The following is a 26,480-nucleotide window of genomic DNA, read 5'->3' as shown; positions in this document are numbered from 1 at the left end:
ATTTTTACGCAAGCGTTTTTTAAAGAAAACTTGAAAAAAAGTACTGTTCGCTCGATTTGCGAACGAAACACCTTAAAACTGCTAGTTTAGTAACCAGCATAGATCTGGACTGGCCATTTTATAAGCTCTACTGCTATCATCAGCGCTAATAGCTTTTATTTTATTAGGTGCTCTATGACTATCCGTTCTTATAAAGGAATTACTCCTACTTTAAATCAATCTGTCTATATCGATGAATCAGCAGTATTAGTAGGTAATATTACATTGGGTGACCACAGCAGTGTTTGGCCATTAGTGGCGGCTCGGGGGGATGTTAACTATATACGTATTGGTGAACGTACTAATATACAAGATGGTAGCGTGTTACATTTAACCCGCGCCAGTAAAAGCAACCCTGACGGTTATCCTCTCATTATTGGCGACGATGTCACGGTTGGCCATAAAGTAATGTTACACGGCTGTCGTTTAGGTAATCGTATCTTAGTTGGTATGGGTGCTATTGTTATGGATAATGCTATTGTCGAAGATGATGTAATTATTGGCGGTGGTTCATTAGTGCCGCCAAATAAACGTTTAGAGTCGGGCTACCTTTATGTTGGCAGCCCCGTTAAGCAGGCTCGCCCCTTAACAGAGCAAGAGCTTAGCTTTTTAAAAATCTCTGCTAATAACTATGTTGAGCTAAAAGACGAGTATTTAGCAGAAAGCTAAGTAAGTGGCTTTATTTCAATCTGACCTGCTGAGTTATACTCTTCATCTTCGATGAGTTGCTCAGCAAGTTCTTCATAATCAAAACGCAGTGATTCAAAATGTTGTTTTGCCGCAGCCATGTCTGAGATTAATACGCTTTGCATATTCACAATACACTCAACCATAAGTCCGCTAACTTGCGCATAAAAAGTTAATAGCTGAGTTTGAGTATCAAATTCGACCCTATCTATAAATTGAATTGCTTGATTCATGTAAGCTCCCCAGCTTTTAATGCACTAACTACGGGTAGTATCTCTGGCATTTTATTGCGCCACACATAAAATGCTTGTGCGGCTTGGCCAACTAACATTCCACTGCCATCTAAAACTGAAATATCTGGTTTATTATCTTGCGCCCACTGCATAAATAAAGTGTTTTTAAGCGAATAGAACATATCGTAAACACATTCACAGTGATTAAGGTGTTTTTTATCAAGCCCTGGCAACTCATTATGCACACTACTGGATGTTGAGTTAACAATTAGCGAGTAATCACCTTCTGGTAAATCATCAAATCCGTAACCAATAACTTTGCCATATTTAGAAAATAGCTCAGCCAGTGTATTTGCTTTTGCGGCTGTACGATTCACGATAACAATTTCACTAGGCTGTTGAGCTAACAACGGTAAAATTACACCGCGGGCAGCACCACCAGCACCAATTAATAGTATTCGCTTATCTTTTATAGCAACTTTATTTGCGAGTAAGTCTTTAACAAAGCCTACGCCATCGGTGTTATCCCCGAGTAAGCGGCCATCATCAAGTAATTTAATGGTATTCACCGCACCTACTATTGTGGCCAGCTCAGTACGTTCGTCGACCAGTTCAAAGGCTTGTTCTTTAAATGGCATGGTCACATTCGCTCCCAACCCACCTTGAGCAAAAAAGTTACTCACTGATTTTTTAAAGCCGTCAATTGGTGCTAATATTGCGCGGTAATCAATTTGTTCACCTAGTGAGGTTGCAAATTGCGTATGTATAGCGGGTGATTTTGAGTGTTCGATTGGGTTTCCAAAAACCGCATATTTGTCCATGTTCAAGCAACCTCTTTGCACAGTAAACACTGTTAATTATTGATGATAAAATTATGATTAGACGACTTTTCTCAAAATCGAAACCTGCAGAACCACAACACGCCCCCACACCAGAAAAAACACCTTATCAGATGATGGGTGGTGAACAGGGTGCACGCGCACTGTCTGATAGATTCTACGATATAATGGCGAGCGATGAATACGCCAAACCGTTATATGATATGCACCCTCAACCATTGGACCGTATACGCCAAGTATTCTTCGAATTCTTATCTGGTTGGCTAGGCGGCCCAGACTTGTTTGTAGAAAAGCACGGCCACCCGATGCTACGAAAACGTCATATGCCGTTCCCTATTGATCAGGACTTACGCGATCAATGGATGCATTGCATGAACAAGGCGTTAGATGCTGAGATTGATAATCCATTACTGCGTGAAGGGCTACGTAAATCTTTAGCACAATTAGCCAGCCACATGATTAACCAGCATTAAACTTTTATTTAACCTGAACTCTGGTTAAGAGATGTACTAATGTATTGATATTAAATCACAAATATATTTATTAGTCTTCAGCCGGAGACTTTTAGCGATAACAAGGCGAATTTACGCGTCAATAGCTAGCCTATTGCAAGTAAATTCAACGCAGTTAGCGTTGAAAGTAGCCGCTGGAGATAGATTTATTATCCAGAGTTCAGGTTATTTAGCTCTCATACAAAAAGGCGCTTAATAGCGCCATTTTTTTATTTTTGTGTAATTCTTATAAGTGCCACTCTCTTGCTATCAACTCACTTGGTTGGCTATTTAACCAACCTTGGGGGCGTAAATAATATTGGTATAACTTCGCTTCAGCGCTGTCAGCCCCTGGTTTATAATTATACTCCCAGCGAGCAAGTGGTGGCATCGACATTAAAATGGATTCAGTTCGGCCTCCTGTTTGTAAGCCAAACAAAGTTCCTCTGTCCCAAACAAGGTTAAACTCAACATATCGACCACGTCGATATAATTGGAAGTCGCGCTGTTGCTGAGTGTACTCGTCGTTTTTACGACGTTCAATAATCGGTAAATAAGCATCAAGAAAACCATTACCAACTGCCTGCATAAAGGCGAAGCTTTCTTCAAACCCTTGCTCGTTAAGATCATCAAAGAATAAACCACCAACACCTCGTGTTTCGTCGCGATGTTTAATATAGAAATATTCATCACACCACTTTTTATATTTCGGGTATACGTCATCACCAAATGGCGCACAAAGGTCACTAGCAACTTGGTGCCAATGCTTAACATCGTCAAACACTGGGTAAAATGGCGTTAAATCAAAGCCGCCACCAAACCACCAAATAGGCTGCTCCCCTTCTTTTTCAGCAATAAAAAAGCGTACATTGGCGTGGCTCGTTGGAATGTGTGGGTTTTTAGGGTGGATAACCAGCGACACACCACAGGCGTGAAAACTTCGACCGGCAAGCTCAGGGCGATGCGCCGTTGCAGATGCAGGCATAGAAGCGCCAAAAACATGTGAGTAGTTAACACCACCTTGTTCAATCACATGACCATCACGAATAACCCGAGTGCGGCCACCACCACCTTCAGCTCGCTGCCAGCTATCTTCAACAAACTTGGCGCTGCCATCAGCTTGCTCTAAGCCTTGGCAAATGCTGTCTTGCAATGCCATTAAATAGGTTTTTACTTGTTCGAGTAGGTTACTGTGCATTGCTTATCCTCTAAATACTTTGCCGGTCATTACGTCTTTAATGGTGCTAGGTTGTGTATTGCCGCCAAGCGGTTCATCGACATAAAAGGCAACCTGTTCAGCAAACTCACTTTTAGCCATCGCTATACTGGTGACCGTCTCTTGTCCAGATAAATTAGCACTGGTTGAAACCAAAGGCTTACCTAACTCCTGACACAAGCGCTTTACTGTAGGATGATCAGTTACACGTACAGCAATAGTATCAAACTGTCCGGTTAACCATTTAGGTGTATTTTTAGCTGCTGGCATAACCCAGGTAATCGCACCGGGCCAACTAGAGAAAATGTCGGCTCGCTTATCCATTGGAATTTTTGCATCATCAATATATTTTAATAACTGACCATAATTGTCAGCAATTAAAATCAGCCCTTTTTCGACTGGACGCTGTTTAATTGCTAATAAACTTGCTACGGCTTGTTGGTTATCGGGGTCGCAACCTAAACCAAATACAGCTTCAGTTGGGTAAACAATTACACCACCTTGCTTTAATGCATCAACAACAGTTAAAGGTGAAGGGATTGGATCTGTCACACAAATCTCCAAATACAATAAAAGTTAAGCGTTTTACTCGCTGACAGTGATTTTATGCGAGCAACTTTTCTGTGGGCATTGTAACACAACACTGCTGGTCATTTGCTTTTGCATCATGACTGGCCACTGGCACTCAGGGCAAGTATGCTCAATAGGTTTAAAATTAAGGGTATATTTACAACTTGGGTAGCTATCACAGGAATAAAAAGTTTTACCAAATTTATTACTGCGCGCAACTAACTGCCCTTTTTTACATTTAGGGCAAGCAGGTAACACCTCTGCATCAGGTTCTTTTTCATCGTGAACAATGTAATGGCACTCGGGATAGCCGGTACAACCAATAAACATACCGTAACGGCCATTTTTAACCACCAGCGGATTACCACATTCTGGGCACGGACTGTCATCAAGTACTTTTATTTGCTGAGTATCGTGTTGAGCTAGAGGCCGAATAAAATCGCATTTAGGATAGCTTGCACAACCAAGGAAAGGCCCGCTTTTACTGTTACGGATCACTAATTCAGAACCACATTGAGGGCAAATTTCGTATTCTTTTTCGAGGGCATGCTGATTAGCAGAGAAAAGCGAATGATCTATTTTACTCATGTGATTCCAAAGCGACTGGCTAATTTTCGCCTAATATACCCAAACTAATTAAAGTTACAAGCACCACAAAGTGTTAATGCAATACCTCTGCTGGCTCGTCAAAAATAAGTTCTTCCATTTGCGAATAAGCTAACTCAGAGCCTGGGACATTAAATAATACCATTAACACCACCCATTTTAAGTCATCTAGGCCGATATAAGGTTTATCTAAAGCGAACAATCGGTCCATGACCATTTCTCGGGTTTCATTATTGATTACACCTATTTGCTCTACAAACATCAGAAAACCTCGACATTCCGTACTAAGCATCTGACACTCACTATCTGTAAAAATACGCACAGCGTGTTGCGGGTAAGCATTTAAATAAGGAACTTCATCACTGTGTTGTAAGTCTGCGAGTTGTTCTAACCAATCAAGAGCTTTGAAGATTTCGGGTTTATTAAAGCCTGCGCACAATAGCTCATCGGTGAGCTCATTTTGCTCAACAAAGACCTCAGCTTCACTATGAATATAGTTTTCAAACAAATACATGAGGATATCGAACATATTAGTTTCCTCCCAATTTGATATAGCCGTCTAAAACTCGCTCTACTTTGTCATCTAATTCCAAGTCAAGTAAACGAGTCTGCACTTTCTCAATCGACCATTGGCAGCGTCGAGCAATTACATCAACCGGTGTAACTTCAAAACCTACGCTTTTCAGTACGTCGCATTCAGGCTTATTTTCAACAGGCTCATCTATATTATATAGACTGTTTTGACCAAAAAAGCTCACTTCTTCTAAAATATCACTGACATTTTCGACTAACTTTGCCCCCTGTTTTATTAAAAAATGACTCGCTTGTGATAATGGGTTTTTGATAGAGCCTGGAACTGCAAACACCTCTTTATTTTGCTCAAGTGCATATCGAACGGTAATTAACGAGCCACTTTTAATCTCAGCTTCCACAATCAAAACCCCTAAGGATAATCCAGATATAATGCGATTACGACGCGGAAAATTATTCGCATTAGCTGCTGTTCCGGGTAAAAACTCACTGACTAGTAAACCACAATTTAATACTTGATCTGTTAAAAGCTTATGTCGTTTAGGGTAGTAAACATCCACACCGGTGCCTAAAACTGCAATGGTATTTCCCGCTCCAGCGAGGGCTCCTTTGTGTGCAGCACCGTCAATACCCAACGCCATACCAGATGTAACAGTTAAATTGGCTTCACTGAGTTGATGTGCAAATTGAGCGGCTATTTCGAGCCCGATAGGGGTTGCATTGCGGCTGCCGACGATGGCTATTTGTGGGCTGGTTAAAAGCGCTAAGTCACCACGACAAAATAGTAATAATGGAGCACTGGCAATTTGTTTTAACAGTGGCGGATAACGCGAATCAAAATAACTAATAACTTCAATGTCTGAAGCGAGTAGTAAGTTTTCGTAGTGCGCAACAAGTTGCCAATCCGTTGCCACCAGATTTGTAGCGACTTGCTGATTAAGACCTGATTCAAGTAGTTGCTGATAAGATAAATCAGCGAGGTTTTCTAATGGCACTTTTTCAGCGAGTGCCAGCAGCGTTTTAACACCCAGACCTTTGCATAAATAAAATGCAAGCCAATGTGTCAGCTTGCCGTATGACTGTTCCATGCTCTCTCCTTAGAGCACTCAAACCTGTTTAATTTATTACTGCAAAATCACCGACTCGGATTGGGTGCTGGTTTTTCACTATTAAGGCATAGCTAACATTGTCATATACTTTAAACACCATTAGCTCACCGACTTTTTCTTTAGGCATATGCCAAACAGTCGCGTCTTTATCTGCTTCGACACCCAAAAACTCGCTAGTATTTGTAATAAGCTTTTCAAGGCTGTTCGAATCTTCTTTGTATCGAGGGCCATTTCGGCCATCAAAAACAGTTGGCGACTGACGCTCTATATCTAAAATATGGCCCGCTTTAATTTGCTGCTCTGACCCCAAGTTTAGCACTACTATATCCATCGTGCTAAATTCTCGCAGCTCAGTTACTGCAGAAATAATATTTCCCTCAATGGGTTGTTCTGGGCGCTTCATATTAAAGAATGCAGGAAGAGTTTGTCCTTCCATTGCTGGTAATAAAAAGTCTGTGGCTCTAATTTCTTGTTTGACGCTTTCTACCTTTACTGAAGCCGGCACGCCATTTTCAATATCACCTGATCTAAATGCACGCCCCACGCCGACTAATACAGATTTATAAGCAAGCACATCATCGCTATCAATATCTTTATATGGTTTGCCTTTTCGGTAAATGGCATAACTTTCATGCTTATTAAGGTTACCTTTAACGTAAACGATGTGACCCAACGTATTCATTTTAGTGTTCTCGTTCGCGCCTAAAATGTAAGGTAAACCAGCAATTTGCTCACCACTAATCGCCTGTTCATAGGTTAAGTAAGGACGAAGTAGTTCAAGCGGCAATGTAGGAATCGCATTTTTACCTTTAGGCGTTATACGCCCCTGCGGAGAAAGCTTTTTATAACCAGTATTAATCACTAACCGTGGATTTCCATGCTCATCATAAATTAAAGAGAGTGCATCACCGGGATAAATTAAGTGCGGGTTATTAATTTGTGGGTTCATTTGCCACAGTTCTGGCCACAACCAAGGTTCGCTCAAATAGATACCCGAAATATCCCATAATGTGTCACCTTTTTTCACAACATATTGTTTAGGCGCATCTTTTTTAATTGATAAAACATCTGCATGAGATGAAAATGCAGAGCTTAATATCAGCACAGCGGCTAAAAACGGGTATTTCATTGGGCTTCCTTGTGGTGTTTTTTCATTATTATCAACCAAAACCTGTTAAAGGTGAACGCGAATGGCTAAAATAAGAGCATACAATACCCTATATTATGCACAAGTGAAAAGGTTACTATGGCTAGGTTAGAAGTTTTAAGATTTCCAGATGAGCGTTTACGTACTGTTGCTAAAGACGTAGCAAGCGTTGACGACGAAGTTCGTCAAATAGTTAAAGACATGCTAGAAACAATGTATGACGAAAATGGCATAGGCCTTGCCGCCACACAAGTTGATATTCATCGACGTATTGTGGTGATCGATGTATCAGAAGAACGCAACGAACCATTGGTTTTAATTAACCCAGTGATTACCAAGCAAGATGGCGCAACCGTGAGTGAAGAAGGCTGTTTATCAGTGCCGCATTCATACGCAAAAGTAGATCGCGCAGAAACCGTAACGGTTAGTGCACTTAATGAAAAAGGTGAAGAATACAGCCTAGATGCCGATGAGCTTTTAGCGATCTGTATTCAACATGAGCTTGATCACCTTAAAGGCAAGTTGTTTATTGATTACTTATCACCATTAAAGCGCCAACGTATTCGTAAAAAGCTTGAAAAAGAAGCTAAATTTGCAGCACAGTAATAAGCACCTTAGGAAAACTCAGTGACAAAACCACTACGCATTATTTTTGCTGGTACGCCGGATTTTGCTGCGCGCCATTTACAAGCTCTTATTGATTCTGAACATCACGTTGTTGGTGTTTATAGTCAACCAGACCGCCCTGCAGGACGCGGTAAAAAACTAAAAGCCAGTGAAGTAAAAGAGCTTGCTTTAGCTAATGACTTACCTGTCTTTCAACCTGCGTCACTAAAAAATGACGATGCATTAAGTGAATTAAGCAGCTTAAATGCAGATATCATGATCGTCGTTGCATACGGACTTTTACTGCCAAAAGCAATTTTAGAGGCTCCACGCCTAGGTTGCTTAAATGTGCATGGTTCAATTTTACCACGCTGGCGTGGTGCAGCGCCGATCCAGCGCGCGATTTGGGCGGGCGACGATGAAACTGGCGTAACCATAATGCAAATGGACGAAGGGTTAGATACTGGTGATATGTTACATATTAGCCGCTGCCCTATCGATGCGACTGAAACCAGCGCAAGTTTATACACTAAACTAGCGGAGTTAGGTCCAACGGCACTTGTTGAAACCATAGCCAAATTAGCCAATGGTGAGATAACCCCACAAGTACAAGATGATACTTTAGCTAATTACGCTAAAAAGTTATCAAAAGATGAAGCTAATATTGATTGGTCTATGGATGCGCAGCAAATAGAGCGTAATATTCGTGCATTCAACCCTTGGCCTGTCTGCTTTACTCAAATGGGCGAGAACACAGTAAAAATTTATCAAGCCGATGTGGTTGAGCAACAAGGTACGCCGGGCACTATTTTAAACAGTGACAAACACGGTATTGTAGTCGCTTGTGGCACACACGCGCTAAAAATAACTCAATTACAGCCACAAGGTAAAAAACCAATGGCTGTTACAGACTTTTTAAATGGCCGCAGTGACTGGGTTACTCCAGGCAGCGTCTTAGGCGAAAATAATGAGTAATATTCCAAACGTACGCGCGCTTGCCGCCGAAACTTTATATAACGTAGTCGATAAGGGCGCATCTTTAAACCAAGAGCTCCCTTTTGCGAGCCAAGGCCTATCACCTAAAGATAAAGCCTTATTACAGCAAATTTGCTATGGCGTATTACGTTACCTGCCGAGTTTAGAGAATTATTGCCAACATTTGGTTGAGCAACCGTTAAAAGGTAAACGCCGTATATTCCAGTTTTTACTGTATGTGGGCATTTACCAACTACAACATATGCGGGTTCCACCCCATGCCGCGATCAGCGAAACCGTGAATGCTTTAGCGCAACTTCGAGCGCTTGGCCTAAAAGGCCTGATCAACGCTATTCTACGTAGTTTTCAACGCCAACAGAGTGAGCTTGAAGAAAAAGCTAAACAAATTCCTGTGTGTTTATACAACCACCCAAATTGGTTTATTAAACAGGTAAAAGAAGCCTATCCTGAGCAATGGGAACAAATTTTAGAGGCCAACCAGCTACAAGCTCCTATGTGGCTACGTGTGAATCAAGCGCAGTACAGCACCACAGAATACAGTGAAATACTCAGCGCGAATGATATTGATCACACAGTAAACCCTGACTTTGTTGATGGTATTAAACTAGATAAACCACGCGATGTGTTCTCGCTGCCTGAATTTGATACTGGTGCTTGCTCAGTACAAGATGCGGCAGCGCAATTAGCTGCGCGCTTGTTAGACCCTAAAGATGATGAGCATATACTTGATGCTTGTGCAGCGCCTGGCGGTAAAACCTGCCACATTTTAGAGCTCGCCGACGCCGATGTACTTGCCCTTGATAGCGATGCAACCCGCCTTGAGCGCGTAAAGCAAAACTTAACGCGTATCGGTTTAGGTGCAGACTTACAATGTGCAGACGCATCGCAGCCACATACCTGGTGGGATGAGCAGCAATTTGACCGCATTTTACTGGATGTCCCTTGCTCTGCGACTGGCGTTATTCGTCGTCACCCAGATATAAAATGGCTACGTCGCGCGTCAGATATTAATGACTTGGCTGCGCTACAGGGTGATATTTTAGATAGCATCTGGCCTTTACTAAAACCAGGCGGCACATTAATTTATGCAACCTGCTCAGTATTACCACTTGAGAATCAACAACAAGTTGCTAAATTTCTAGCAAGTAACACTGATGTTAAGCATATACCTTTGCATGATAACGACACCACCACAAACCCAGGCTTACAATTACTGCCAGGCGAAAGTGATGGGTTTTATTATGCCAAGCTTGTAAAAAAACAGTCATAAGATAAATAATGAAAATAATCATACTCGGCGCCGGGCAAGTAGGCGGCACACTCGCTGAAAACTTAGTAGGTGAACAAAACGAAATAACGGTTGTTGATATCGATGGCAACCGCTTACGTGAGTTACAAGACAAGTACGACCTACAAGGTGTTACTGGCCACAGCGCACACCCCGATGTATTGCGCAGGGCCGGTGCCGAAGACGCCGATATGATCATTGCAGTAACCAGCTCAGACGAAGTGAACATGGTTGCCTGCCAAGTGGCTTACAGTATTTTTAATACGCCCACTAAAATTGCCCGTATTCGTTCTGAGCAATATCTTAAGTACCGTGAAAAACTATTTCAAAACGACGATTTACCCGTTGATCACTATATTGCGCCTGAGCAATTGGTGACTAAGTATATTCGCCGCTTAATTGATTACCCTGGTGCGTTACAGGTATTACAGTTTGGCGATGGCATGCTGTCCTTAGTGGCCGTAAAAGCGTACTACGGTGGTTTACTCGTAGGTTATGCACTTTCAGCTCTCAAAGAACACATTCCCAATGTTGAGACGCGTGTAGCGGCTATTTATCGTCAAGGTAAAGCGATTAAACCATTAGGCACCACCGTCATTGAAGCCGACGATGAAGTGTTCTTCCTTGCCGCAACTAAACATATTCGCGCGGTAATGAACGAACTGCAAAAGCTTGAACGTTCATATAAAAAAATCATGATCGCAGGTGGTGGTAACATTGGTGCAGGACTTGCCCGCTCGCTTGAGAAAAACCACAGTGTAAAATTACTTGAACGCAGTAAAGAACGCGCCGAGCAATTATCTGAATTACTCGACAACACCGTGGTATTTTGTGGCGATGCATCAGACCAAGAGCTGCTTTCTGAAGAGCATATTGAACAAGTTGATGTTTTTATCGCTGTAACAAACGATGATGAAGCAAACATAATGTCCGCCATGTTAGCAAAGCGTATGGGGGCACAAAAAACCATGGTGCTAATACAGCGTGGCGCTTACGTTGATTTAGTTCAAGGTGGTGAAATAGACATTGCTATATCGCCTCAGCAAGCGACAATTTCAGCATTGCTTACCCATGTACGCCGTGGTGATATTGTTAATGTTTATTCACTGCGTAAAGGCGCCGCAGAAGCAATTGAAGCGGTAGCACATGGCGATGAACACACGTCAAAAGTTGTTGGGCGCGCTATTGCAGACATCAAACTCCCCGCAGGCACCACCATTGGCGCCATTGTACGAAACGACGATGTACTCATCGCCCACGACGATACCATCATCCATTCTGGTGACCATGTTATTATGTTCTTAATCGACAAAAAGCATATTCACTTTGTTGAGAAACTATTCCAAGTCAGCGCCATTTTCTTATAAACATAAAAAAGCAGCTTGCCTATTTCAAAGGCAAAGCTGCTTTAACGTATATGAAGTGAAATTACTGTATTTTCTATTACCAAACAGTATTACTGTACTTTAGAGAACTCTTCTTTTGAAAGTTCACCATTTTGGTCAGTATCTAACGCCGAAAAAATTTCTACGAGCTGTGCATTCACAGAGGCTTCTTTTTGGCTAATCGCGCCATCGCCATTAGTATCGAATGTGTCAAAACTCACAGCAGCAAACGCTGCAGATGAAGAAGCAAGGGCGATAATAGCAAGCGCTGTATTAATATGTTTCATAATTTGTTTCCTAGTTAAATAAAGGTAAGAAGTCCTTTTCAAAGATCCATTGTGCGTAAAAATTCACTTTAAGCTTCGGAAAACTCTTGTTTCGAAAGCTCATCATTACCATCTTTATCAAGTTCTTTGAATTGGCTTAATAATTTTGCATCAACCGCTGCTTCGCTTTGGCTTATTACACCATTACCATCAACGTCTAGGGTATCAAAATCGGTCACTGCAAACGCTGCTGATGAAGATGCAAGTGCGATTAGGGCTAATGTCTTAGTAAATTTTTTCATCTATATATTCCTTCATTGTTTATTAAACTGGCTTTATGTCCCTGCGCTTCTTTGTCATAGGCTCCCGGCCTATTTAGGTTGTCTTTGGCAACTCAGAATTATTACGCAAAAGCCTTTAAGTAAATTGTCATTAGGCGTTTTCGAACTCTTCTTTAGATAGCTCACCATTGCCGTCTGAATCTAGCTCTGCAAATTGACTCATCAACTTTGCATCAACTGATGCTTCGCTTTGGCTGATTGCGCCATTACCATCTACGTCAAGCGTGTCGAAATCAGTTGCCGCAAACGCTGCTGATGAAGATGCTAGTGCGATAAGTGCTAACGTTTTATTTAATGTGTTCATAATATAATTCCTTCAATTTCTTAATAATGTGTTACGTAAAAACGGTAAATCCTTTTTTAAAATCCTGAGGCGCTAATTAAGCCTTTGAGAATTCTTCTTTAGATAGCTCGCCGTTACCGTCAGTATCAAGCGTTTTAAACTGGCTCATTAATGCAGCGTCAACTGATGCTTCGCTTTGGCTGATTGCGCCATTACCATCTACGTCAAGCGTGTCGAAATCAGTTGCCGCAAACGCTGCTGATGAAGATGCTAGTGCGATAAGTGCTAAAGTTTTATTTAATGTGTTCATAATATAATTCCTTCAATTTCTAAATAATGTGTTACGTAAAAACGGTAAATCCTTTTTTAAAATCCTAAGGCGCTAATTAAGCCTTTGAGAATTCTTCTTTAGATAGCTCGCCGTTACCGTCAGTATCAAGCGTTTTAAACTGACTCATTAGTGCAGCGTCAACTGATGCTTCGCTTTGGCTGATTGCGCCATTACCATCTACGTCAAGCGTGTCGAAATCAGTTGCAGCAAACGCTGCTGATGAAGATGCTAGTGCGATAAGTGCTAAAGTTTTATTTAATGTGTTCATAATCAATCTTCCTTCAAAGTTTATGTACGTTGCGATTAAATACTTAATCACGTTTTCGTTTCGTTCGAACTAAGTATTACAACTTCAATGCCAACCTTTATAAAACCAATAAAAACAAAAGCTTAGTAAGATTTTTTGACAAAACGGTTATTTGAACAGTCTTTTTTTGTTGCTTTTTAGCAACACGTGTAATGACGTGAAATTTAAAACGCTATAAATCAACATGTTAGGATTAATAAAAAAGACACAAAGCCACTCTAAACAAGATTATTAGTGTTTGTTTTTGTTAAAAAGGGATAAACCTATGCTGAACAGGTTTTAGGGGAGAATATTTTTAAAAATAAAATACATTGTAGTGGGTTGATTTATAACTACTTTTAAATAAAAGCAAACATTTTTTCTACTGCTATTGGGGTTTTATTTGAGTGAAATGAATTTGTTGCAAATAAGCGAAATAAGACCAAACGAATAAACGTAAACCGCTACTATTTGCTGTTTATAAATGGAGCTCGGTCATTACTAGAGCCATTGCCAATAAGCTTTAATCGCCTAAACGATACTAGGATTTGTAACCTAGTGGGCTTGATAACTGCTCCGGCGTTATTCTAATGCCTCTCATCCATTGAGAATAAGTCTAAACCGAGCTAAGCTTTCGCGTCCTGCTCAAACTCCTTACCACCATCCATGTAGGCAACAAAAAGTAAATCGGCCCTAAGCTAAATACCAAACAAACTTCTGCGGTGAATATGCCATATGATTACCCCTTTAAAATATCAATAAGACATTATTTAAGGTAATTCCTTCGCTACTGTGTCAAAGAGCGAGGCTAAAGCATTTTTATATCAAGGGCTCCAAAACAGATAAGTCGATCAAATGATCTTTCATAAATTTATTCATTTCATCTTCACTTACTATTAGTTGAACACCCAATAGAGTGTCATCAGCCAAACTGCGAACACTGCAAATTTGCCCTGAAAACTCATTCACTTCGTTATCTCTTTCATCGAGCAATATTTTGCAAGGAGTGTCTTTGAGTTTGCTTAGGTCATCTTCACTTTTAAGCGCAAACATTACTCCGGTGATTGATACGTCTTTTATGACTCCTTTCAATTTGTGTTCATCGCTGAGCTGAATTGTTGCAGGTAATAACGTGGGTATACGGGTTTGAGATCGCAAACTAAATAATTGAACTTGGTCTGGAAAATGTAAAAAGATGAGTCGTTTAGGGTGAGAAGAAACTGACATAACTTTCTGACGAAACGCAATTACCTGCCCACCGCCACTTTCAAGCACAGCACGCACAATAATAACCGTACCATCTTTGAGGTATTCGCCTGCATTGCCTAATCGCCGAGGTGATGGGTAATTCAGCACAACAAAGTGGTCGTTGAGTAACCCTACAAACTCTGTTTTCAGACGTTTACTTTTAGTCGGGGTAAGTATTTCAATATCCACTAAAGTACCTGCGGTTATAAACGCAAGTTTCTCTAGATTGTGTAATTGCTTTGTTTCAGGCATTTCCTTTGACCATTTTTAATTATTAATTAGCTATATAAATAGCGATAAACAGATAGCTTAAAGGCTGCGTTAACCACGCCAAAACGTAGGCGTAAACAGTACCAGCAAGGTAAAAATCTCTAATCGGCCAAATACCATTGCAATGGTAAGTAACCATTTTGCCGTATCACTCACGGCGCCGTAATGACTTGCTACTTCCCCCAAACCAGGGCCTAAGTTATTTAAACAAGCAGCAGTGGCTGAGAACGCAGTTATGTTATCCATGCCCGTTCCCATTAGAGCTAACATGATAATAACGAATACAAGCGCATAAGCAGAGAAGAACCCCCAAACGGCTTCGACCACTTTATCGGGTAGTGCCTTTCTACCTAGCTTGATAGAATAAATTGCACGCGGATGAACAAGGCGATTGAGTTCTCGCACTCCTTGTAAGTATAGCAGGAATACACGAACGACTTTCATACCACCACCTGTGGAGCCCGCACACCCCCCTATAAAGCTTGAAAAGATTAATAGTATAGGTAAAAACAGTGGCCAAGCTGAAAAGTTATCTGTTGCAAAGCCTGCAGTAGTACTCATCGATACTGCTTGGAATAAAGCCTGATCTAAGGTTTCATCACCATCAGCATAAATATTATTTGATGATAAAACAGTAAAACAAATGACCACCAGCGCAAGTTGTATAAACAAAAATACTTTAAATTCAGGGTCGCGAATATACACAGCAATATTACGACTTGAGACAGCTGCATAGTGCAAAGTAAAGTTGATTGCTGCGATGATTAGAAAGACGACGCAAATAAAGTTTATTAACGGGCTATCAAAGTGCCCAATAGAAGCATCGTATGTTGAGAAGCCTCCTATCGCAATTGTAGAAAATGCATGGCAAATAGCATCAAACCAATCCATCCCCGCAGTCCAGTAAGCGACTGAACAGCTAGCAGTCAAAAATACATAAATATACCAAAGATGTTTTGCCGTATCTGCGATACGCGGCGTCATTTTAGAGTCTTTTACCGGCCCTGGAGTCTCTGCACGATAAAGCTGCATGCCACCAACTCCAAGCATTGGTAGTACAGCCACCGCTAGTACGATGATCCCCATACCGCCAAGCCACTGTAATTGTTGGCGATAAAACAATACCGATTTGGGTAAATACTCAATCCCTGTTAATACGGTCGCCCCTGTGGTTGTAAGTCCCGAAAAGGCTTCAAATACCGCATCAGCTAACGACAGGTTAGGTTCACTTAGAAAAATAAGAGGAATGGAAGCGAACGCCCCCAGTACCAGCCAAAACAAGACAACAATTAAAAAGCCCTCGCGTGCTTTTAAATCTCCATCCTCCTGCCTATTTGGGTAATAAGCCATTAAGCCAATAACAACACTGAAAATAAACGCTAAGACGAAAGGGACACCGCCACCATCTTTGTAAATAAGCGATACAACCGCAGGAGGCACCATTGTTATACTAAACAGTACAACAAGTTGGCCTAGGATTTTTATTATGGTACGAAATTGCATTGAGCCATCGCTTTTATTTTAAGATATCGTTATTAACTATTGTTATTGTCTTACTCTTTGATCTTTAACTCAACCGCGCCATGGCTCAAATCATAAATATCTTTAATCGCTTGAGCAGCTTCACGGCTATCTATAGTAATAACCCATTCAATATTAGCAGTAAATTGCTTTTCGATATCAAGTACCTGATATTTTGTTTTTAATAATTGCTCAATAGCACCTTGAATACTGTAATCACTAAAACCGATAAGTTCTACACTGGGCACTTTTACTACTGTATTAAGCTGCGCCAAGGCATTATTAAGTGAGCCACCATAGGCGCGGACCAATCCGCCAGTCCCTAACTTTATGCCCCCAAAATAACGTGTAACGACCGCAGTTACTTCACCTAAACCTGAGCCAACTAAAACGTTTAGCATTGGTTTCCCTGCGGTCCCATTAGGCTCTCCATCATCTGAAAAGCCATATACATGACTGCCTCCAGGGTTACCTGCTACATGAGCCCAACAGTTATGTCGTGCATCTGCGTATTTTTCTTCAATGCTTTTTATAAATGCTTTTGCTGCAGCTAAATCCGGAGTGTGGGCAATATGCACAATAAAGGTGCTTTTTTTTATTTCTTCTTGATGAAATACATCGGCTGCGGGGTACTTATATTCTGACATACTTTATTTAACCCAATATTCAACCAAAAAAAGGGGGCCAAAAGGCCCCTTCTATCGCTGATTTATCACTTAAGCTAAGTGTAAATCGCGCGTCATATTCTCTAAGCTGTCTTCGTGTACGATGATGTTATCTTCGATACGAATGCCGCCAAATGGTTTAAACGACTCAACTTTTTCCCAGTTAATAAACTGTTTGTTATCTGTTTGCGCTAAATCACCTAACAACGAGTCAATAAAGTACAAGCCAGGTTCGATAGTGAACACTTGATTCTTCTCAATCAGACGTGTGCATCGTAAGAATGGGTGACCTTCTGGCGGCGCTTGGTGGGCACCACTTTCGTCAGCCATAAAACCGCCCATATCATGCACTTGTAAACCAAGGTGGTGGCCAAGCCCGTGTGGGAAGAATGTTGAAGTAATACCGCGCTCAACAATTTCTGCAGCAGGTAATTTCACAATATTAAAATCACTTAATACTTGCGCTACACGCTGGTGGCAATCAAGGTGTAATTCACCATAAAGTAGGCCTGGCTTTAAAGCATTACCTAGGGCAATTTGGTGTTCAGTCATTACATTCACTAAATCAGCAAATTCGCCTGACTTTTTAAAATCATACGTGCGGGTAATATCTGCGGCATAGCCGTTAAAGTTAGCACCTGCATCAATTAAAAATGATTGATGTTCTTTAGGCACTACAGGGTCAAAGTGCGTGTAATGCAAAATAGCGCAGTTATCGTTTAGTGCAACAATGTTGCCATACGGCATTTCGTTTTCACTTTGGCGTGTTGCCATCAAGTAAGCTTGCTGTATATCAAACTCAGAACCACCAGCAAAGAAAGTATCTCGGGCTGCTTTATGGCCATCAACCGCAATTCGGTTAGCTTGGCGTAAACACTCAAGCTCGTACTGCGTTTTATAAGCGCGATGATAATGGAAATAGTTTAATACCGGCTCAGGATTAATAATGCTAAAACCCAGTGCTTGCGCTACTTCTAAATACTCACCGATGTAAGCATATTTTTCTTTATCATATGGCAGTAGCTTTTCAACCTGATCAGGCTTAAGTAGCAACTCAATATCAAAATAATCAGCCCAAAAATCACGTGGTTCATCAGGTACTTTATGCCAAAAATCAACTGGACGATAAAAAATAAGCTTTGGCTTGTCGCTACCATTAACAACAATCCAGCAATGTGGATTGTCGATGACAGGTAACCATGCTTTAAAATGCGGGTTAACTTTAAACGGATAATACATATCGTCTAAAAACTGACGTTTAGCTTGCCCTGAATGGATCACTAAACCTTCTAAACCTTCACGATCAATAATAGTACGCGTACGCTGTTGCAGTGTTGCAATATGTTCGGCGTAAGAAACGGCTAATTTATCCATAGTAAACCCATCTGTTAAATTTAACTTGTGCGAGAGTCTACCATAGACTCATATATACCCAAACCACCTCAAGATGCGAGTTTCAGTTGGAGTTAAAAGCGATTTAGGCAAAGCATTGATTGCAAATAATAGTGGTTCTATTGTTAAAATCAATAATGCAGTATAAATCGTTTTTAAACCAACCCTTTGGGCATTTCTCAGGCACTTACTCTCATCGTTGTTACTTCTTAAAAGGGAGTGCCATTCTTGCAAAGTAACGCCTTGATACTAAGCCCCTGTGAAACGCTGAATTCTGCATCTTGAGGTGGTTTGGGTATACTCCCAATGTAGATGTACCTAAATAAGGTTAACCGCCCATTTTCATATCTAATATCGGCGCGAGTAAATTCCCGTCACGGCCCATACGAGTGTGGTATACCTGACGATAAGCGAATACATTTTTTACGTAATTGCGTGTTTCACGATACGGAATCAGCTCTACCCACAACTCAGCTGGCATTGCGTCATCAGGTATCCATCGTTTAATGCGGTGGTAACCTGCATTATAAGATGCGGTTGCGAGTACTTCGTTACCCTTATTTTTCTTTTTTAAATATCCCAAGTATTCCGTGCCTAAACGAATATTTGTTTGGGGGTGATTCAAGCGCCGACTTGAAACGGTGCTTTTATTCACATATTTAGCAGTACTTGGTAATAATTGCATTAAACCACGTGCATTAGCGTGTGAACGTGCATCGGGCGCAAATGAGCTTTCTCGACGTGAAATGGCAATACTCCAAGTAACATCTATGCGGTTGCGCTTGCTGTAACGTTCAAATAAGTCTTGAAACGCAAATGGAAACCGCAGCTCTACATAATCCCATGCTTTAATTTGCGCTAAGGTATAGATAGTACTGTCGTACCAATCAAGTTCTGCCGCGAGTTTTGATGCCGCTAACTTCTCTTTTTCGCTAGAAGTACGCGTTAAATAATTCCACTCTCGACGTGCAGACGTATAACGCTCAAGTTCATAAAGTGCTTTTGCACGTTTAAAGCCTGGCGCTTCAGCCACTTCAGTGACCAACGTATCACTCACCTGCAAAGGTATTGTATTTAGTTGCACAGGTATATTTAATCTGGCTGCTGCTAAAAAGCCATAGTAGTCACGTTCTTTTGCCACGGTTTGCCAAATTGCTTTTGCGCGATCTACATCACCACGCTGCTCTAAGCTATATGCTAACCAATATTGTTGACCAAGACTCAAATTCTCTTTGCCTGTGAAGAACGCAACAATGCCAGACCAATCTTGTGTTTTAAGCATATTGCCTAGCTGCCATTGCATTAGCTTTCTATCTTGGCGTTCCTTAGGAACCTTATTTAACCAAAATCGTGCTTGCTCATGGCCACTCGACGCTAAAGACAAAGCAAACGTATAATAAACATCTGCTTTTTGCTCATCAGAGTAGTCAAACATCTTATCAAGCTTTTCCCACGCTTTAAGTGCTAAGTCTTTATCACGCCAAATTAGGCGCTTTACGCCATAGTGCGCAATTTCACCTTCTTTAACGGTTTTATTTTTATAACGATAAAGCCCAGCAGATGCACTTGGGTCACTTCTCACCTTGCGATAGAGATCGGCTAAGTATTGCTCTTTTTTAGGCAATAACGTTTTTAAATAAGGCAGTAGGTTTCTGTCTCCGCCTTGCGCAGCTAAAGTAATTCTTTGCCAAATACGATCTTGGTTTAAATAACCTTTTTTACGCCACAAACTAAATAACGAATCGCACTCTTTGGGTTGTGACTTACCAACGACCCACAAATCGCTTATTTGATTAAGGATCGCCTTTTCTGGCGCGCCTAAATCAAGCTGATATTGCAAATATGTACACGTTAATTCGTTATTGCTGGTCTTTTTATAATTATTTATAAAAGTGGCTTTGCGGTTCGATTTACTCAAATACTTTAGCCATGCCTTACGTACAGGCCATTCGAGCGGCGTGTTTTGGTAAATGGTTAAGTAATTTTCTATTTCAGTTTGGTGCTTAATGCTGGGGTGTCGTTGCCAATATGTCTTTTCAACATAAGGTTTTAAAGGATGGTCGAGTACACCCACCGCCTCTTTAAATTTGTTGTAGTTACTTGAGCGAGCTTGTTTCTCTGCGCTTAAAAAAGCGCTGTGTTCGTCATTGGCTTCGGCAGAAAGAAAAGGGAGAAATAATGCAGCTGCCGTCCAACCTAATAATTGTTTTTTCATGATGACCTTTAGAATTAAAAGTACTCAAAAATAAAAATATAAATTCAGCTAAAAACTTCGCCTACACCTTAGCATCAAACCAGCTATATTTTAACCAGTAGTAACAGAGCATAGTAAATTTTTCGTTGCATTTTTTATTTAAAGCAAGCACACTGATTGAAATGCAAACTCATCGTACCAGTCTTAGTTCACACACTAGGGAGAATAATAATGTTATATAAGAGCGATTCCTTTGAAGTTGCTTTCATCAAGGATAATATCGCCGAGTTCAAATTTTGTGTTGCAGGTTCTGTAAACACTTTGTCTCAGCAAACCTTGAAAGATTGCGCCTCTGCATTAAAAGAATTAGCAGCAAACAAAGATATCAAAGGCATGATTTTTACCAGTGATAAAGACCACTTTATTATTGGCGCCGACATTTTCGAATTTTTACCAACGTTTACTAAACCAGAAGCTGAATTAGTAACGTGGATCAAAGATGCCACTGATGTTTTTGACGCTTTAGAAGATTTACCATTCCCAACACTAAGCGCAATAAACGGCTTAGCGCTTGGCGGTGGCTGTGAGTGGGTACTTGCTACCGATTATCGTGTTGCTAGTACTAGCGCAAAAATTGGCTTACCAGAAGTTAAATTGGGCATTATGCCTGGTTTTGGTGGCACAGTTCGCCTGCCACGCATTGTAGGTGCGGATAACGCCATGCTTTGGATCACATCAGGTTCAGAAAATCGCGCAGCGGATGCCCTTAAAGTAGGTGCCGTTGACTCGGTAGTTAGTGCTGACAAACTTTTAGAGTCAAGCATATCAACACTTGAACTTGCTATCTCAGGAAAGTTAGATTGGCAAGCAAAGCGCAACGTTAAGCTACAACCGCTTAAATTAAACCGTGTTGAGCAAGGCATGAGCTTCGCAATGGCTGAAGGTATGGTAATGGGTAAAACCAAAGGCCACTATCCTGCTCCAGTTATGGCTGTACGTACTATCAAAGCTGCGGCAAATTGTGAACGCGCCGAAGCAATGGCAATCGAGAATACTAACTTTGCAAAACTTGCACGCACTAATGAAGCAGCAGCGCAAACAGGCATTTTCTTAAATGACCAGTTCATTAAAGGTAAAGCACGTAAACTTGCTAAGCACAGCGACGTAGAAATTAAACAAGCCGCTGTATTAGGCGCAGGTATCATGGGTGGCGGTATCGCTTACCAATCTGCGTATAAAGGCACGCCTATTATAATGAAAGACATCCAACAAGATGCACTTGATTTAGGTATGGGTGAAGCATCTAAACTATTAGGTGCAAAAGTGAAGCGCGGCCACATGCCAATGGAAAAAATGTTGGCGACGCTGAGCAAAATCAAACCGACACTTAACGACACAGACCTACAAGACGCTAACATCATTGTTGAAGCCGTTGTAGAAAATCCTAAAGTTAAGCAAGCGGTATTAGCTGATCTTGAAAAGAACATGCCAGAAGGCACGGTTCTTACATCAAACACATCGACTATTTGTATTGACCTATTAGCAGAAGCGCTTGATAAACCAGAAAACTTCTGCGGTATGCACTTCTTTAACCCTGTTCCAAAAATGCCATTAGTAGAAATTATCCGTGGTGCAAAAACTTCAGATAAAACGATTAATGCAGTGGTTGATTACGCCCTTAAACTTGGCAAGTCACCTATCGTTGTTAATGATTGCCCAGGCTTTTTTGTAAACCGTGTTTTATTCCCTTACTTTGCAGGCTTTAGCAAACTTGTTGTTGAAGGCGCTAACTTTGCAAAAGTAGATAAAGTAATGGAAAACGTATTTGGCTGGCCAATGGGCCCGGCTTACCTACTTGACGTTGTAGGTATTGATACGGCTTATCACTGTACTGGCGTAATGGCTGATGGTTTCCCTGAGCGTATGGCGCGAGCAGAAAAAGATCCTGTGACTGTATTTGCTAACGAAAAACGTTTTGGTCAGAAAAACAAAGCGGGCTTCTATAAGTACGAAACAGATCGCCGTGGTCGTCTTAAAAAATCAAGCGATGCAACAGCAATTGAGCTTCTAGCGCCAATTACAGACGCACCGAAAGAGTTTGATAAGCAAGAAATTATTGACCGTTGTATGATTCCTATGATCAACGAAGTACTTCTTTGTTTACAAGAAGGCATTGTTGCTTCTCCTCAAGAAGCGGATATGGCGCTTGTATACGGCGTTGGCTTCCCTCCATTTAGAGGCGGCGCGTTCCGTTACTTAGATCAAACTGGTTTAGCTAACTTTGTTGCAGCAGCTGACAAATATGCTCACCTAGGTGCGATTTACCAAGTATCAGAGCAAACTCGCAAATGGGCTGAAGAAGGCCGTGTATTCTATAAGGTGGAAGGTTAATATCATGAATAATCCAGTAATTGTAGATTGTATCCGTACACCAATGGGTCGCTCAAAAGGCGGCGTATTCAAACACAAACGTGCGGAAGACTTAAGCGCTCACTTAATGAAGGGCTTACTAGAACGCAACCCAGCGGTTGATCCAGCATCAATCGACGACATTTATTGGGGTTGTGTACAGCAAACATTAGAGCAAGGCTTTAACGTTGCACGTAACGCATCACTACTTGCGGGTATTCCACACTCAGTACCAGCAACAACAGTAAACCGTTTATGTGGCTCGTCTATGCAAGCATTGCATGACGCAGCGCGTGCGATTATGACTGGCGCAGGCGACACTTACCTAATTGGTGGTGTTGAGCACATGGGCCACGTGCCTATGACTCACGGTAATGACTTTCACCCAGGCCTAGCGACTTCAATTGCACAAGCATCTGGCTCAATGGGCTTAACTGCTGAATACCTTGCAACACTTCACGGCATTAGCCGTGAGCAGCAAGATGAATTTGCATATCGTTCGCACCAGCGCGCACATGCAGCAACGGTTGAAGGCCGTTTCCGCCGCGAAATCCTCGCAATGGAAGGTCACGCAGCAGATGGCTCTTTAATTTTAGTTGAAGATGACGAAGTCATTCGCCCAGAAACGACGGTTGAAGGCCTATCACAGCTTCGCCCTGTGTTTAATCCTGCATCGGGTTCAGTAACAGCCGGTACTTCATCAGCACTATCTGATGGCGCATCAGCCATGTTAGTAATGAGCGAAGAAAAAGCGAAAGCGCTTGGCCTACCAATTCGTGCTCGCGTTAAAGCAATGGCGGTTGCTGGTTGCGATCCATCAATCATGGGTTACGGCCCAGTACCAGCAAGTAAAAAAGCATTGGCACAAGCGGGTATCACTATTGATGACATCGACGTAGCTGAGCTTAACGAAGCATTCGCAGCACAATCACTACCTGTATTAAAAGACTTAGGTCTTGCTGATGTGGTTGATGAAAAAGTTAACTTGAATGGTGGCGCAATTGCCCTTGGACACCCACTGGGTTGTTCAGGCTCGCGTATTAGCACATCGCTTATTCACTTAATGGAAGACAAAAACGCGAAATATGGTTTAGCGACTATGTGTATTGGTTTAGGCCAAGGCATCGCAACTGTATTTGAACGTGTGCAAGACTAATTAGTAGCCCTCCTCTATAAAGAGGTTATTTTTTTACTTGATGACAAAAGGCAAAGAGTTTGACTCTTTGCCTTTTTATTTACCCTTAAAAAAGGCTAATTTACTAATCAAGAAATAAGACACTAAAGCCACCAGCCAACCACACCAAATAGATTTTACACCTGTAAGAATACTGGAAATAAATACACCATTTATTACAAAGTAAATGTACATGTCGTATTTGTTCAGCTGTTTAAACTTAATCAGAAAATGTATCGCTAAATTTAACAGTGGTATCCATAGTAAAGAGTATTCTAACGCCATCGCCATTCCATGCTTTGATATAATTAAATGAAAATAACATTATTACATTTAAATAGCATCTTTGGGTACAATACTAATCTATTTTCAACACGATAAGTGTTGTTACTTTATTTCTTAATTTGAGGCCGTTAAACTAGCGACCTTAAATTAATCATTAAGCACCACTTGATAAAGGTCACCGCTATGAGTTTTGATAACCCCGATCACCAATTAGACGCCATCGGCCTACGTTGCCCAGAGCCTGTCATGATGATCCGCGGTGCGGTGCGTAAAATGGCAGAAGGCGAAACCTTACTCATCATCGCCGACGACCCCTCAACCACCCGCGACATCCCTAGTTTTTGCACATTTATGGATCACACGTTGGTGGCAAAAGAAGTAGATGAAATGCCGTATCGATACTTGGTGAGGAAAGGGTTGTAAAAGCTATCAGCTATCAGTAAATTTGTTCGTTAAGCCAATTAAGTTCAAGTAATCATTTGCACTCAAACTGTTTACTCCTAAGAATGTCATTTGTGCTTCTAACAGCTGGTAGTCATGTATAGCCCCCCTCCCATCATAACCAAACGTATTCATAAAGCCTGGTTTTATAGCTTTATCGCCCCTGTTTAAAACGCTTTGAAAACTCAAAAAATAAGTTAAAAGATCAATATCTGAAAAGTTGATTTTAAGATTCATCAAACTTGCTTTTTCATAACTTTCTAGTTTTAGTAATTGATTTATACCATCTAGCTTCTCTGCTGCAAAAAGCATTTCTTTTAGGTACTTAGGTAAATTTAGTTGTTTGGAGGAAAGCTTTAAATCTGTAACCCTAGGATTTATTTCAAATCGTTGTTCATCAAAAATGCTGCACATATAGTCATATTGAGGTTTATTGAACATATATAAACAAAGTAAAACTAGCAGGACTAAAATATCTACTGTTTTCTCTTCGCCAATTAACTCTATACTTGTAAGTAATCTATTTGCTAATTGTATAGCTGACCTAGGCGCTAAATTTTGCCAATTGGAGACTTCAGCAATGAGCGACGATAGCTGTCTCTTTATATCATCTCCTTGAGATAAAAGCGGAAACAGCAAAATGCTTTTTTGTTCAAGGTAGTTATTATCTAATACTGTAAAATCACAATTTGCTTTTAGTAAACTGGCTGAAATCCCAACATCTAGATGATACTTTGTATCGAAGAAGCGTCTTAAATAATTATCAGCGTTAAAGTTGTTTCCATATAAAGCTTTTATTGTGTGCTGCAGTTCTTCTGTGTGTGTTGAAACAACTATTACTAACCCTTCAATATCGAAAATATGCTTTATTGCTTCTAGCATTTCTACTGCATATGTTGGGCGGCAGCGGTCTAATTCATCAATGAATATGAATGCGGGGTAATCAGGAGCTGTTGCCCGCAGTCTACTTTTAGGTTTTTCAATGGCGTATTTAACTAACTCTTTAATTGTGGTTTTTAGTTCTTTTACACCTTTTTTATAATCACTATGCTCTTTGAATGCTTGGGTCGTCATAGCTTCCATTGCCGCTGATAAATCTAATGACTTATTGTTTTGTGTTGATGGTGTAGCATCTGTGTTAGAGCTTTCATCAACAAATAAATCTTCAATATCAAAACCACCATATCGTTTAACCAATGCTGCTAAAATTTTTGGTAATACAGATATACCTATATTCTTAAAGCTTTTTCTTTTGGCTTGAGTTAAATGACTTTTGTTAATGGTTTCTAAAAGCTGTTCTTGTATTTCAGCAAGCACGGTAATAATAGGTGAATCCATAAAGTCATTTGACCAAGCATCTATATAAACAACAGGATGCTCATACTTTAAGTCTTCAGCCCAACGTTTAACGAAATAAGTTTTACCTGCGCCCCATTCAGCATTAACGTTAATTACATAAGAGGATTTATTAGGCTTTTCTCTATTCGAGTTTGAGCGGCGAACAAGGATTTTAGTTAATAGCTCTGCATCTTGTTTTCTATTTAATTGATCTGCTGGGTAAGTTACACCGTCAATTTTTATTTCTTCATTCCATTGTTTAGCACACATATACTAACGTCCTTGTCACAAAT

General features: G+C 40.9%; 28 protein-coding genes. 9 read left to right on the top strand and 19 right to left on the bottom strand.

Annotation, left to right across the window (positions count from 1 at the left end):
* Positions 1–174: 174 nt before the first annotated feature.
* Entirely contained in the window at positions 175–708 is a 534-nt protein-coding gene (locus CSC79_RS18090) for a gamma carbonic anhydrase family protein (protein ID WP_099297218.1), read from the top strand.
* On the opposite strand, the gene CSC79_RS18085 is transcribed toward CSC79_RS18090, so the two are convergent.
* Positions 705–959: a DUF1488 domain-containing protein gene (locus CSC79_RS18085; protein WP_099297216.1), complete on the bottom strand. Its 255-nt coding sequence runs from the start codon at positions 957–959 to the stop codon at positions 705–707. The genes CSC79_RS18090 and CSC79_RS18085 overlap by 4 nt on opposite strands.
* Complete coding sequence (gene aroE, locus CSC79_RS18080; protein WP_099297214.1) at positions 956–1,780, bottom strand: shikimate dehydrogenase; 825 nt, start codon at positions 1,778–1,780, stop codon at positions 956–958. Before aroE ends, CSC79_RS18085 begins: the two co-directional genes overlap by 4 nt.
* 53 nt (positions 1,781–1,833) lie before the next feature.
* On the opposite strand from aroE, the gene CSC79_RS18075 reads away from it, so the two are divergent.
* Positions 1,834–2,271 (top strand): group II truncated hemoglobin, encoded by a 438-nt coding sequence (locus CSC79_RS18075; RefSeq protein ID WP_099297212.1) that lies wholly within the window; start codon positions 1,834–1,836, stop codon positions 2,269–2,271.
* 265 nt (positions 2,272–2,536) lie between these two features.
* Here CSC79_RS18075 and hemF read toward each other — a convergent pair whose 3' ends face one another.
* The 6 genes from hemF to CSC79_RS18045 all read right to left on the bottom strand — a co-directional run bounded on the left by hemF (position 2,537) and on the right by CSC79_RS18045 (position 7,450).
* Positions 2,537–3,487, bottom strand: coding sequence for an oxygen-dependent coproporphyrinogen oxidase (gene hemF / locus CSC79_RS18070; RefSeq protein WP_099297208.1), 951 nt, complete (start codon positions 3,485–3,487; stop codon positions 2,537–2,539).
* 3 nt (positions 3,488–3,490) lie between these two features.
* Positions 3,491–4,057, bottom strand: coding sequence for an L-threonylcarbamoyladenylate synthase (locus CSC79_RS18065; RefSeq protein ID WP_237114058.1), 567 nt, complete (start codon positions 4,055–4,057; stop codon positions 3,491–3,493).
* Positions 4,058–4,090: 33 nt separating this feature from the next.
* Entirely contained in the window at positions 4,091–4,663 is a 573-nt protein-coding gene (locus tag CSC79_RS18060) for a topoisomerase DNA-binding C4 zinc finger domain-containing protein (RefSeq protein ID WP_099297206.1), read from the bottom strand.
* A 73-nt stretch (positions 4,664–4,736) separates the two neighbouring features.
* Positions 4,737–5,210, bottom strand: a complete 474-nt coding sequence (locus CSC79_RS18055; protein WP_099297204.1) for a DUF494 family protein — start codon at positions 5,208–5,210, stop codon at positions 4,737–4,739.
* A 1-nt stretch (position 5,211) separates the two neighbouring features.
* The gene (gene dprA, locus CSC79_RS18050; protein WP_099297202.1) at positions 5,212–6,300 is read right to left on the bottom strand and encodes a DNA-processing protein DprA; all 1,089 of its coding nucleotides are present in this window, start codon (positions 6,298–6,300) and stop codon (positions 5,212–5,214) included.
* A 28-nt stretch (positions 6,301–6,328) separates the two neighbouring features.
* Positions 6,329–7,450, bottom strand: a complete 1,122-nt coding sequence (locus tag CSC79_RS18045; RefSeq protein ID WP_099297200.1) for a LysM domain-containing protein — start codon at positions 7,448–7,450, stop codon at positions 6,329–6,331.
* Between the two features lie 117 nt (positions 7,451–7,567).
* On the opposite strand from CSC79_RS18045, the gene def reads away from it, so the two are divergent.
* Genes def through trkA form a run of 4 tightly spaced genes read left to right on the top strand, consistent with a single transcriptional unit; the run spans position 7,568 to position 11,725 of the window.
* On the top strand, positions 7,568–8,074 hold the full coding sequence (gene def / locus CSC79_RS18040; RefSeq protein WP_099297198.1) for a peptide deformylase: 507 nt from the start codon (positions 7,568–7,570) through the stop codon (positions 8,072–8,074).
* Positions 8,075–8,095: 21 nt separating this feature from the next.
* Complete coding sequence (gene fmt / locus CSC79_RS18035) at positions 8,096–9,049, top strand: methionyl-tRNA formyltransferase (protein ID WP_099297196.1); 954 nt, start codon at positions 8,096–8,098, stop codon at positions 9,047–9,049.
* Entirely contained in the window at positions 9,042–10,340 is a 1,299-nt protein-coding gene (rsmB, locus tag CSC79_RS18030; RefSeq protein WP_099297194.1) for a 16S rRNA (cytosine(967)-C(5))-methyltransferase RsmB, read from the top strand. The genes fmt and rsmB overlap by 8 nt, the downstream gene beginning before the upstream one ends.
* 8 nt (positions 10,341–10,348) lie before the next feature.
* Positions 10,349–11,725: a Trk system potassium transporter TrkA gene (gene trkA, locus CSC79_RS18025; RefSeq protein WP_099297192.1), complete on the top strand. Its 1,377-nt coding sequence runs from the start codon at positions 10,349–10,351 to the stop codon at positions 11,723–11,725.
* An 89-nt stretch (positions 11,726–11,814) separates the two neighbouring features.
* Here trkA and CSC79_RS18020 read toward each other — a convergent pair whose 3' ends face one another.
* The 10 genes from CSC79_RS18020 to CSC79_RS17970 all read right to left on the bottom strand — a co-directional run bounded on the left by CSC79_RS18020 (position 11,815) and on the right by CSC79_RS17970 (position 20,561).
* Entirely contained in the window at positions 11,815–12,030 is a 216-nt protein-coding gene (locus CSC79_RS18020; RefSeq protein ID WP_099297190.1) for an EF-hand domain-containing protein, read from the bottom strand.
* Positions 12,031–12,098: 68 nt separating this feature from the next.
* On the bottom strand, positions 12,099–12,311 hold the full coding sequence (locus CSC79_RS18015) for a calmodulin (RefSeq protein WP_099297188.1): 213 nt from the start codon (positions 12,309–12,311) through the stop codon (positions 12,099–12,101).
* 130 nt (positions 12,312–12,441) lie between these two features.
* Positions 12,442–12,654, bottom strand: coding sequence for a calmodulin (locus CSC79_RS18010; protein WP_099297186.1), 213 nt, complete (start codon positions 12,652–12,654; stop codon positions 12,442–12,444).
* A 76-nt stretch (positions 12,655–12,730) separates the two neighbouring features.
* On the bottom strand, positions 12,731–12,943 hold the full coding sequence (locus tag CSC79_RS18005; protein WP_099297184.1) for an EF-hand domain-containing protein: 213 nt from the start codon (positions 12,941–12,943) through the stop codon (positions 12,731–12,733).
* A 76-nt stretch (positions 12,944–13,019) separates the two neighbouring features.
* Positions 13,020–13,232, bottom strand: a complete 213-nt coding sequence (locus CSC79_RS18000) for an EF-hand domain-containing protein (protein WP_099297184.1) — start codon at positions 13,230–13,232, stop codon at positions 13,020–13,022.
* Positions 13,233–14,069: 837 nt separating this feature from the next.
* Positions 14,070–14,750 (bottom strand): flagellar brake protein, encoded by a 681-nt coding sequence (locus tag CSC79_RS17995; protein WP_099297182.1) that lies wholly within the window; start codon positions 14,748–14,750, stop codon positions 14,070–14,072.
* A 69-nt stretch (positions 14,751–14,819) separates the two neighbouring features.
* Positions 14,820–16,271, bottom strand: coding sequence for a TrkH family potassium uptake protein (locus tag CSC79_RS17990; protein ID WP_099297180.1), 1,452 nt, complete (start codon positions 16,269–16,271; stop codon positions 14,820–14,822).
* 50 nt (positions 16,272–16,321) lie between these two features.
* Positions 16,322–16,936, bottom strand: a complete 615-nt coding sequence (locus CSC79_RS17985; protein ID WP_099297178.1) for a YigZ family protein — start codon at positions 16,934–16,936, stop codon at positions 16,322–16,324.
* Between the two features lie 69 nt (positions 16,937–17,005).
* Positions 17,006–18,328 (bottom strand): Xaa-Pro dipeptidase, encoded by a 1,323-nt coding sequence (gene pepQ, locus CSC79_RS17980; RefSeq protein WP_099297176.1) that lies wholly within the window; start codon positions 18,326–18,328, stop codon positions 17,006–17,008.
* A gap of 346 nt (positions 18,329–18,674) precedes the next feature.
* Entirely contained in the window at positions 18,675–20,561 is a 1,887-nt protein-coding gene (locus CSC79_RS17970) for a transglycosylase SLT domain-containing protein (protein ID WP_099297172.1), read from the bottom strand.
* Between the two features lie 210 nt (positions 20,562–20,771).
* Here CSC79_RS17970 and fadB point away from each other — a divergent pair, with 210 nt between their 5' ends.
* From fadB to tusA, 3 genes are all read left to right on the top strand, one after another.
* Entirely contained in the window at positions 20,772–22,931 is a 2,160-nt protein-coding gene (gene fadB / locus CSC79_RS17965; protein WP_099297170.1) for a fatty acid oxidation complex subunit alpha FadB, read from the top strand.
* 4 nt (positions 22,932–22,935) lie between these two features.
* Complete coding sequence (fadA, locus tag CSC79_RS17960) at positions 22,936–24,105, top strand: acetyl-CoA C-acyltransferase FadA (protein WP_058562012.1); 1,170 nt, start codon at positions 22,936–22,938, stop codon at positions 24,103–24,105.
* Positions 24,106–24,591: 486 nt separating this feature from the next.
* Positions 24,592–24,831 (top strand): sulfurtransferase TusA, encoded by a 240-nt coding sequence (gene tusA, locus CSC79_RS17950; protein ID WP_099297166.1) that lies wholly within the window; start codon positions 24,592–24,594, stop codon positions 24,829–24,831.
* A 6-nt stretch (positions 24,832–24,837) separates the two neighbouring features.
* Here the strand turns inward: tusA and CSC79_RS17945 are convergent, their stop codons facing one another.
* The gene (locus tag CSC79_RS17945) at positions 24,838–26,457 is read right to left on the bottom strand and encodes a P-loop NTPase fold protein (protein ID WP_099297164.1); all 1,620 of its coding nucleotides are present in this window, start codon (positions 26,455–26,457) and stop codon (positions 24,838–24,840) included.
* Between the last annotated feature and the right edge of the window lie 23 nt (positions 26,458–26,480).

It is taken from the genome of Pseudoalteromonas sp. 3D05, assembly GCF_002723455.1.
GTDB lineage: Bacteria > Pseudomonadota > Gammaproteobacteria > Enterobacterales > Alteromonadaceae > Pseudoalteromonas.
Note: the sequence above shows the minus strand (reverse complement) of the source record. Positions and strands in the feature narration are given on the sequence as shown.

Excerpts from the sequence above, each read along its gene's own strand:
- tusA (WP_099297166.1), top strand. The coding sequence starts at position 24,592 with ATGAGTTTTGATAACCCCGATCACCAATTAGACGCCATCGGCCTACGT.
- rsmB (WP_099297194.1), top strand. The coding sequence starts at position 9,042 with ATGAGTAATATTCCAAACGTACGCGCGCTTGCCGCCGAAACTTTATAT.
- trkA (WP_099297192.1), top strand. The coding sequence starts at position 10,349 with ATGAAAATAATCATACTCGGCGCCGGGCAAGTAGGCGGCACACTCGCT.
- fadA (WP_058562012.1), top strand. The coding sequence starts at position 22,936 with ATGAATAATCCAGTAATTGTAGATTGTATCCGTACACCAATGGGTCGC.
- fadB (WP_099297170.1), top strand. The coding sequence starts at position 20,772 with ATGTTATATAAGAGCGATTCCTTTGAAGTTGCTTTCATCAAGGATAAT.
- CSC79_RS18090 (WP_099297218.1), top strand. The coding sequence starts at position 175 with ATGACTATCCGTTCTTATAAAGGAATTACTCCTACTTTAAATCAATCT.
- dprA (WP_099297202.1), bottom strand. The coding sequence starts at position 6,300 with ATGGAACAGTCATACGGCAAGCTGACACATTGGCTTGCATTTTATTTA.
- CSC79_RS18085 (WP_099297216.1), bottom strand. The coding sequence starts at position 959 with ATGAATCAAGCAATTCAATTTATAGATAGGGTCGAATTTGATACTCAA.
- hemF (WP_099297208.1), bottom strand. The coding sequence starts at position 3,487 with ATGCACAGTAACCTACTCGAACAAGTAAAAACCTATTTAATGGCATTG.
- CSC79_RS18005 (WP_099297184.1), bottom strand. The coding sequence starts at position 12,943 with ATGAACACATTAAATAAAACTTTAGCACTTATCGCACTAGCATCTTCA.
- CSC79_RS17970 (WP_099297172.1), bottom strand. The coding sequence starts at position 20,561 with ATGAAAAAACAATTATTAGGTTGGACGGCAGCTGCATTATTTCTCCCT.
- CSC79_RS17985 (WP_099297178.1), bottom strand. The coding sequence starts at position 16,936 with ATGTCAGAATATAAGTACCCCGCAGCCGATGTATTTCATCAAGAAGAA.
- def (WP_099297198.1), top strand. The coding sequence starts at position 7,568 with ATGGCTAGGTTAGAAGTTTTAAGATTTCCAGATGAGCGTTTACGTACT.
- CSC79_RS18055 (WP_099297204.1), bottom strand. The coding sequence starts at position 5,210 with ATGTTCGATATCCTCATGTATTTGTTTGAAAACTATATTCATAGTGAA.
- CSC79_RS18060 (WP_099297206.1), bottom strand. The coding sequence starts at position 4,663 with ATGAGTAAAATAGATCATTCGCTTTTCTCTGCTAATCAGCATGCCCTC.
- CSC79_RS18020 (WP_099297190.1), bottom strand. The coding sequence starts at position 12,030 with ATGAAACATATTAATACAGCGCTTGCTATTATCGCCCTTGCTTCTTCA.
- CSC79_RS18045 (WP_099297200.1), bottom strand. The coding sequence starts at position 7,450 with ATGAAATACCCGTTTTTAGCCGCTGTGCTGATATTAAGCTCTGCATTT.
- CSC79_RS17990 (WP_099297180.1), bottom strand. The coding sequence starts at position 16,271 with ATGCAATTTCGTACCATAATAAAAATCCTAGGCCAACTTGTTGTACTG.
- CSC79_RS18000 (WP_099297184.1), bottom strand. The coding sequence starts at position 13,232 with ATGAACACATTAAATAAAACTTTAGCACTTATCGCACTAGCATCTTCA.
- CSC79_RS18075 (WP_099297212.1), top strand. The coding sequence starts at position 1,834 with ATGATTAGACGACTTTTCTCAAAATCGAAACCTGCAGAACCACAACAC.
- CSC79_RS17995 (WP_099297182.1), bottom strand. The coding sequence starts at position 14,750 with ATGCCTGAAACAAAGCAATTACACAATCTAGAGAAACTTGCGTTTATA.
- CSC79_RS17945 (WP_099297164.1), bottom strand. The coding sequence starts at position 26,457 with ATGTGTGCTAAACAATGGAATGAAGAAATAAAAATTGACGGTGTAACT.
- CSC79_RS18015 (WP_099297188.1), bottom strand. The coding sequence starts at position 12,311 with ATGAAAAAATTTACTAAGACATTAGCCCTAATCGCACTTGCATCTTCA.
- CSC79_RS18010 (WP_099297186.1), bottom strand. The coding sequence starts at position 12,654 with ATGAACACATTAAATAAAACGTTAGCACTTATCGCACTAGCATCTTCA.
- pepQ (WP_099297176.1), bottom strand. The coding sequence starts at position 18,328 with ATGGATAAATTAGCCGTTTCTTACGCCGAACATATTGCAACACTGCAA.
- aroE (WP_099297214.1), bottom strand. The coding sequence starts at position 1,780 with ATGGACAAATATGCGGTTTTTGGAAACCCAATCGAACACTCAAAATCA.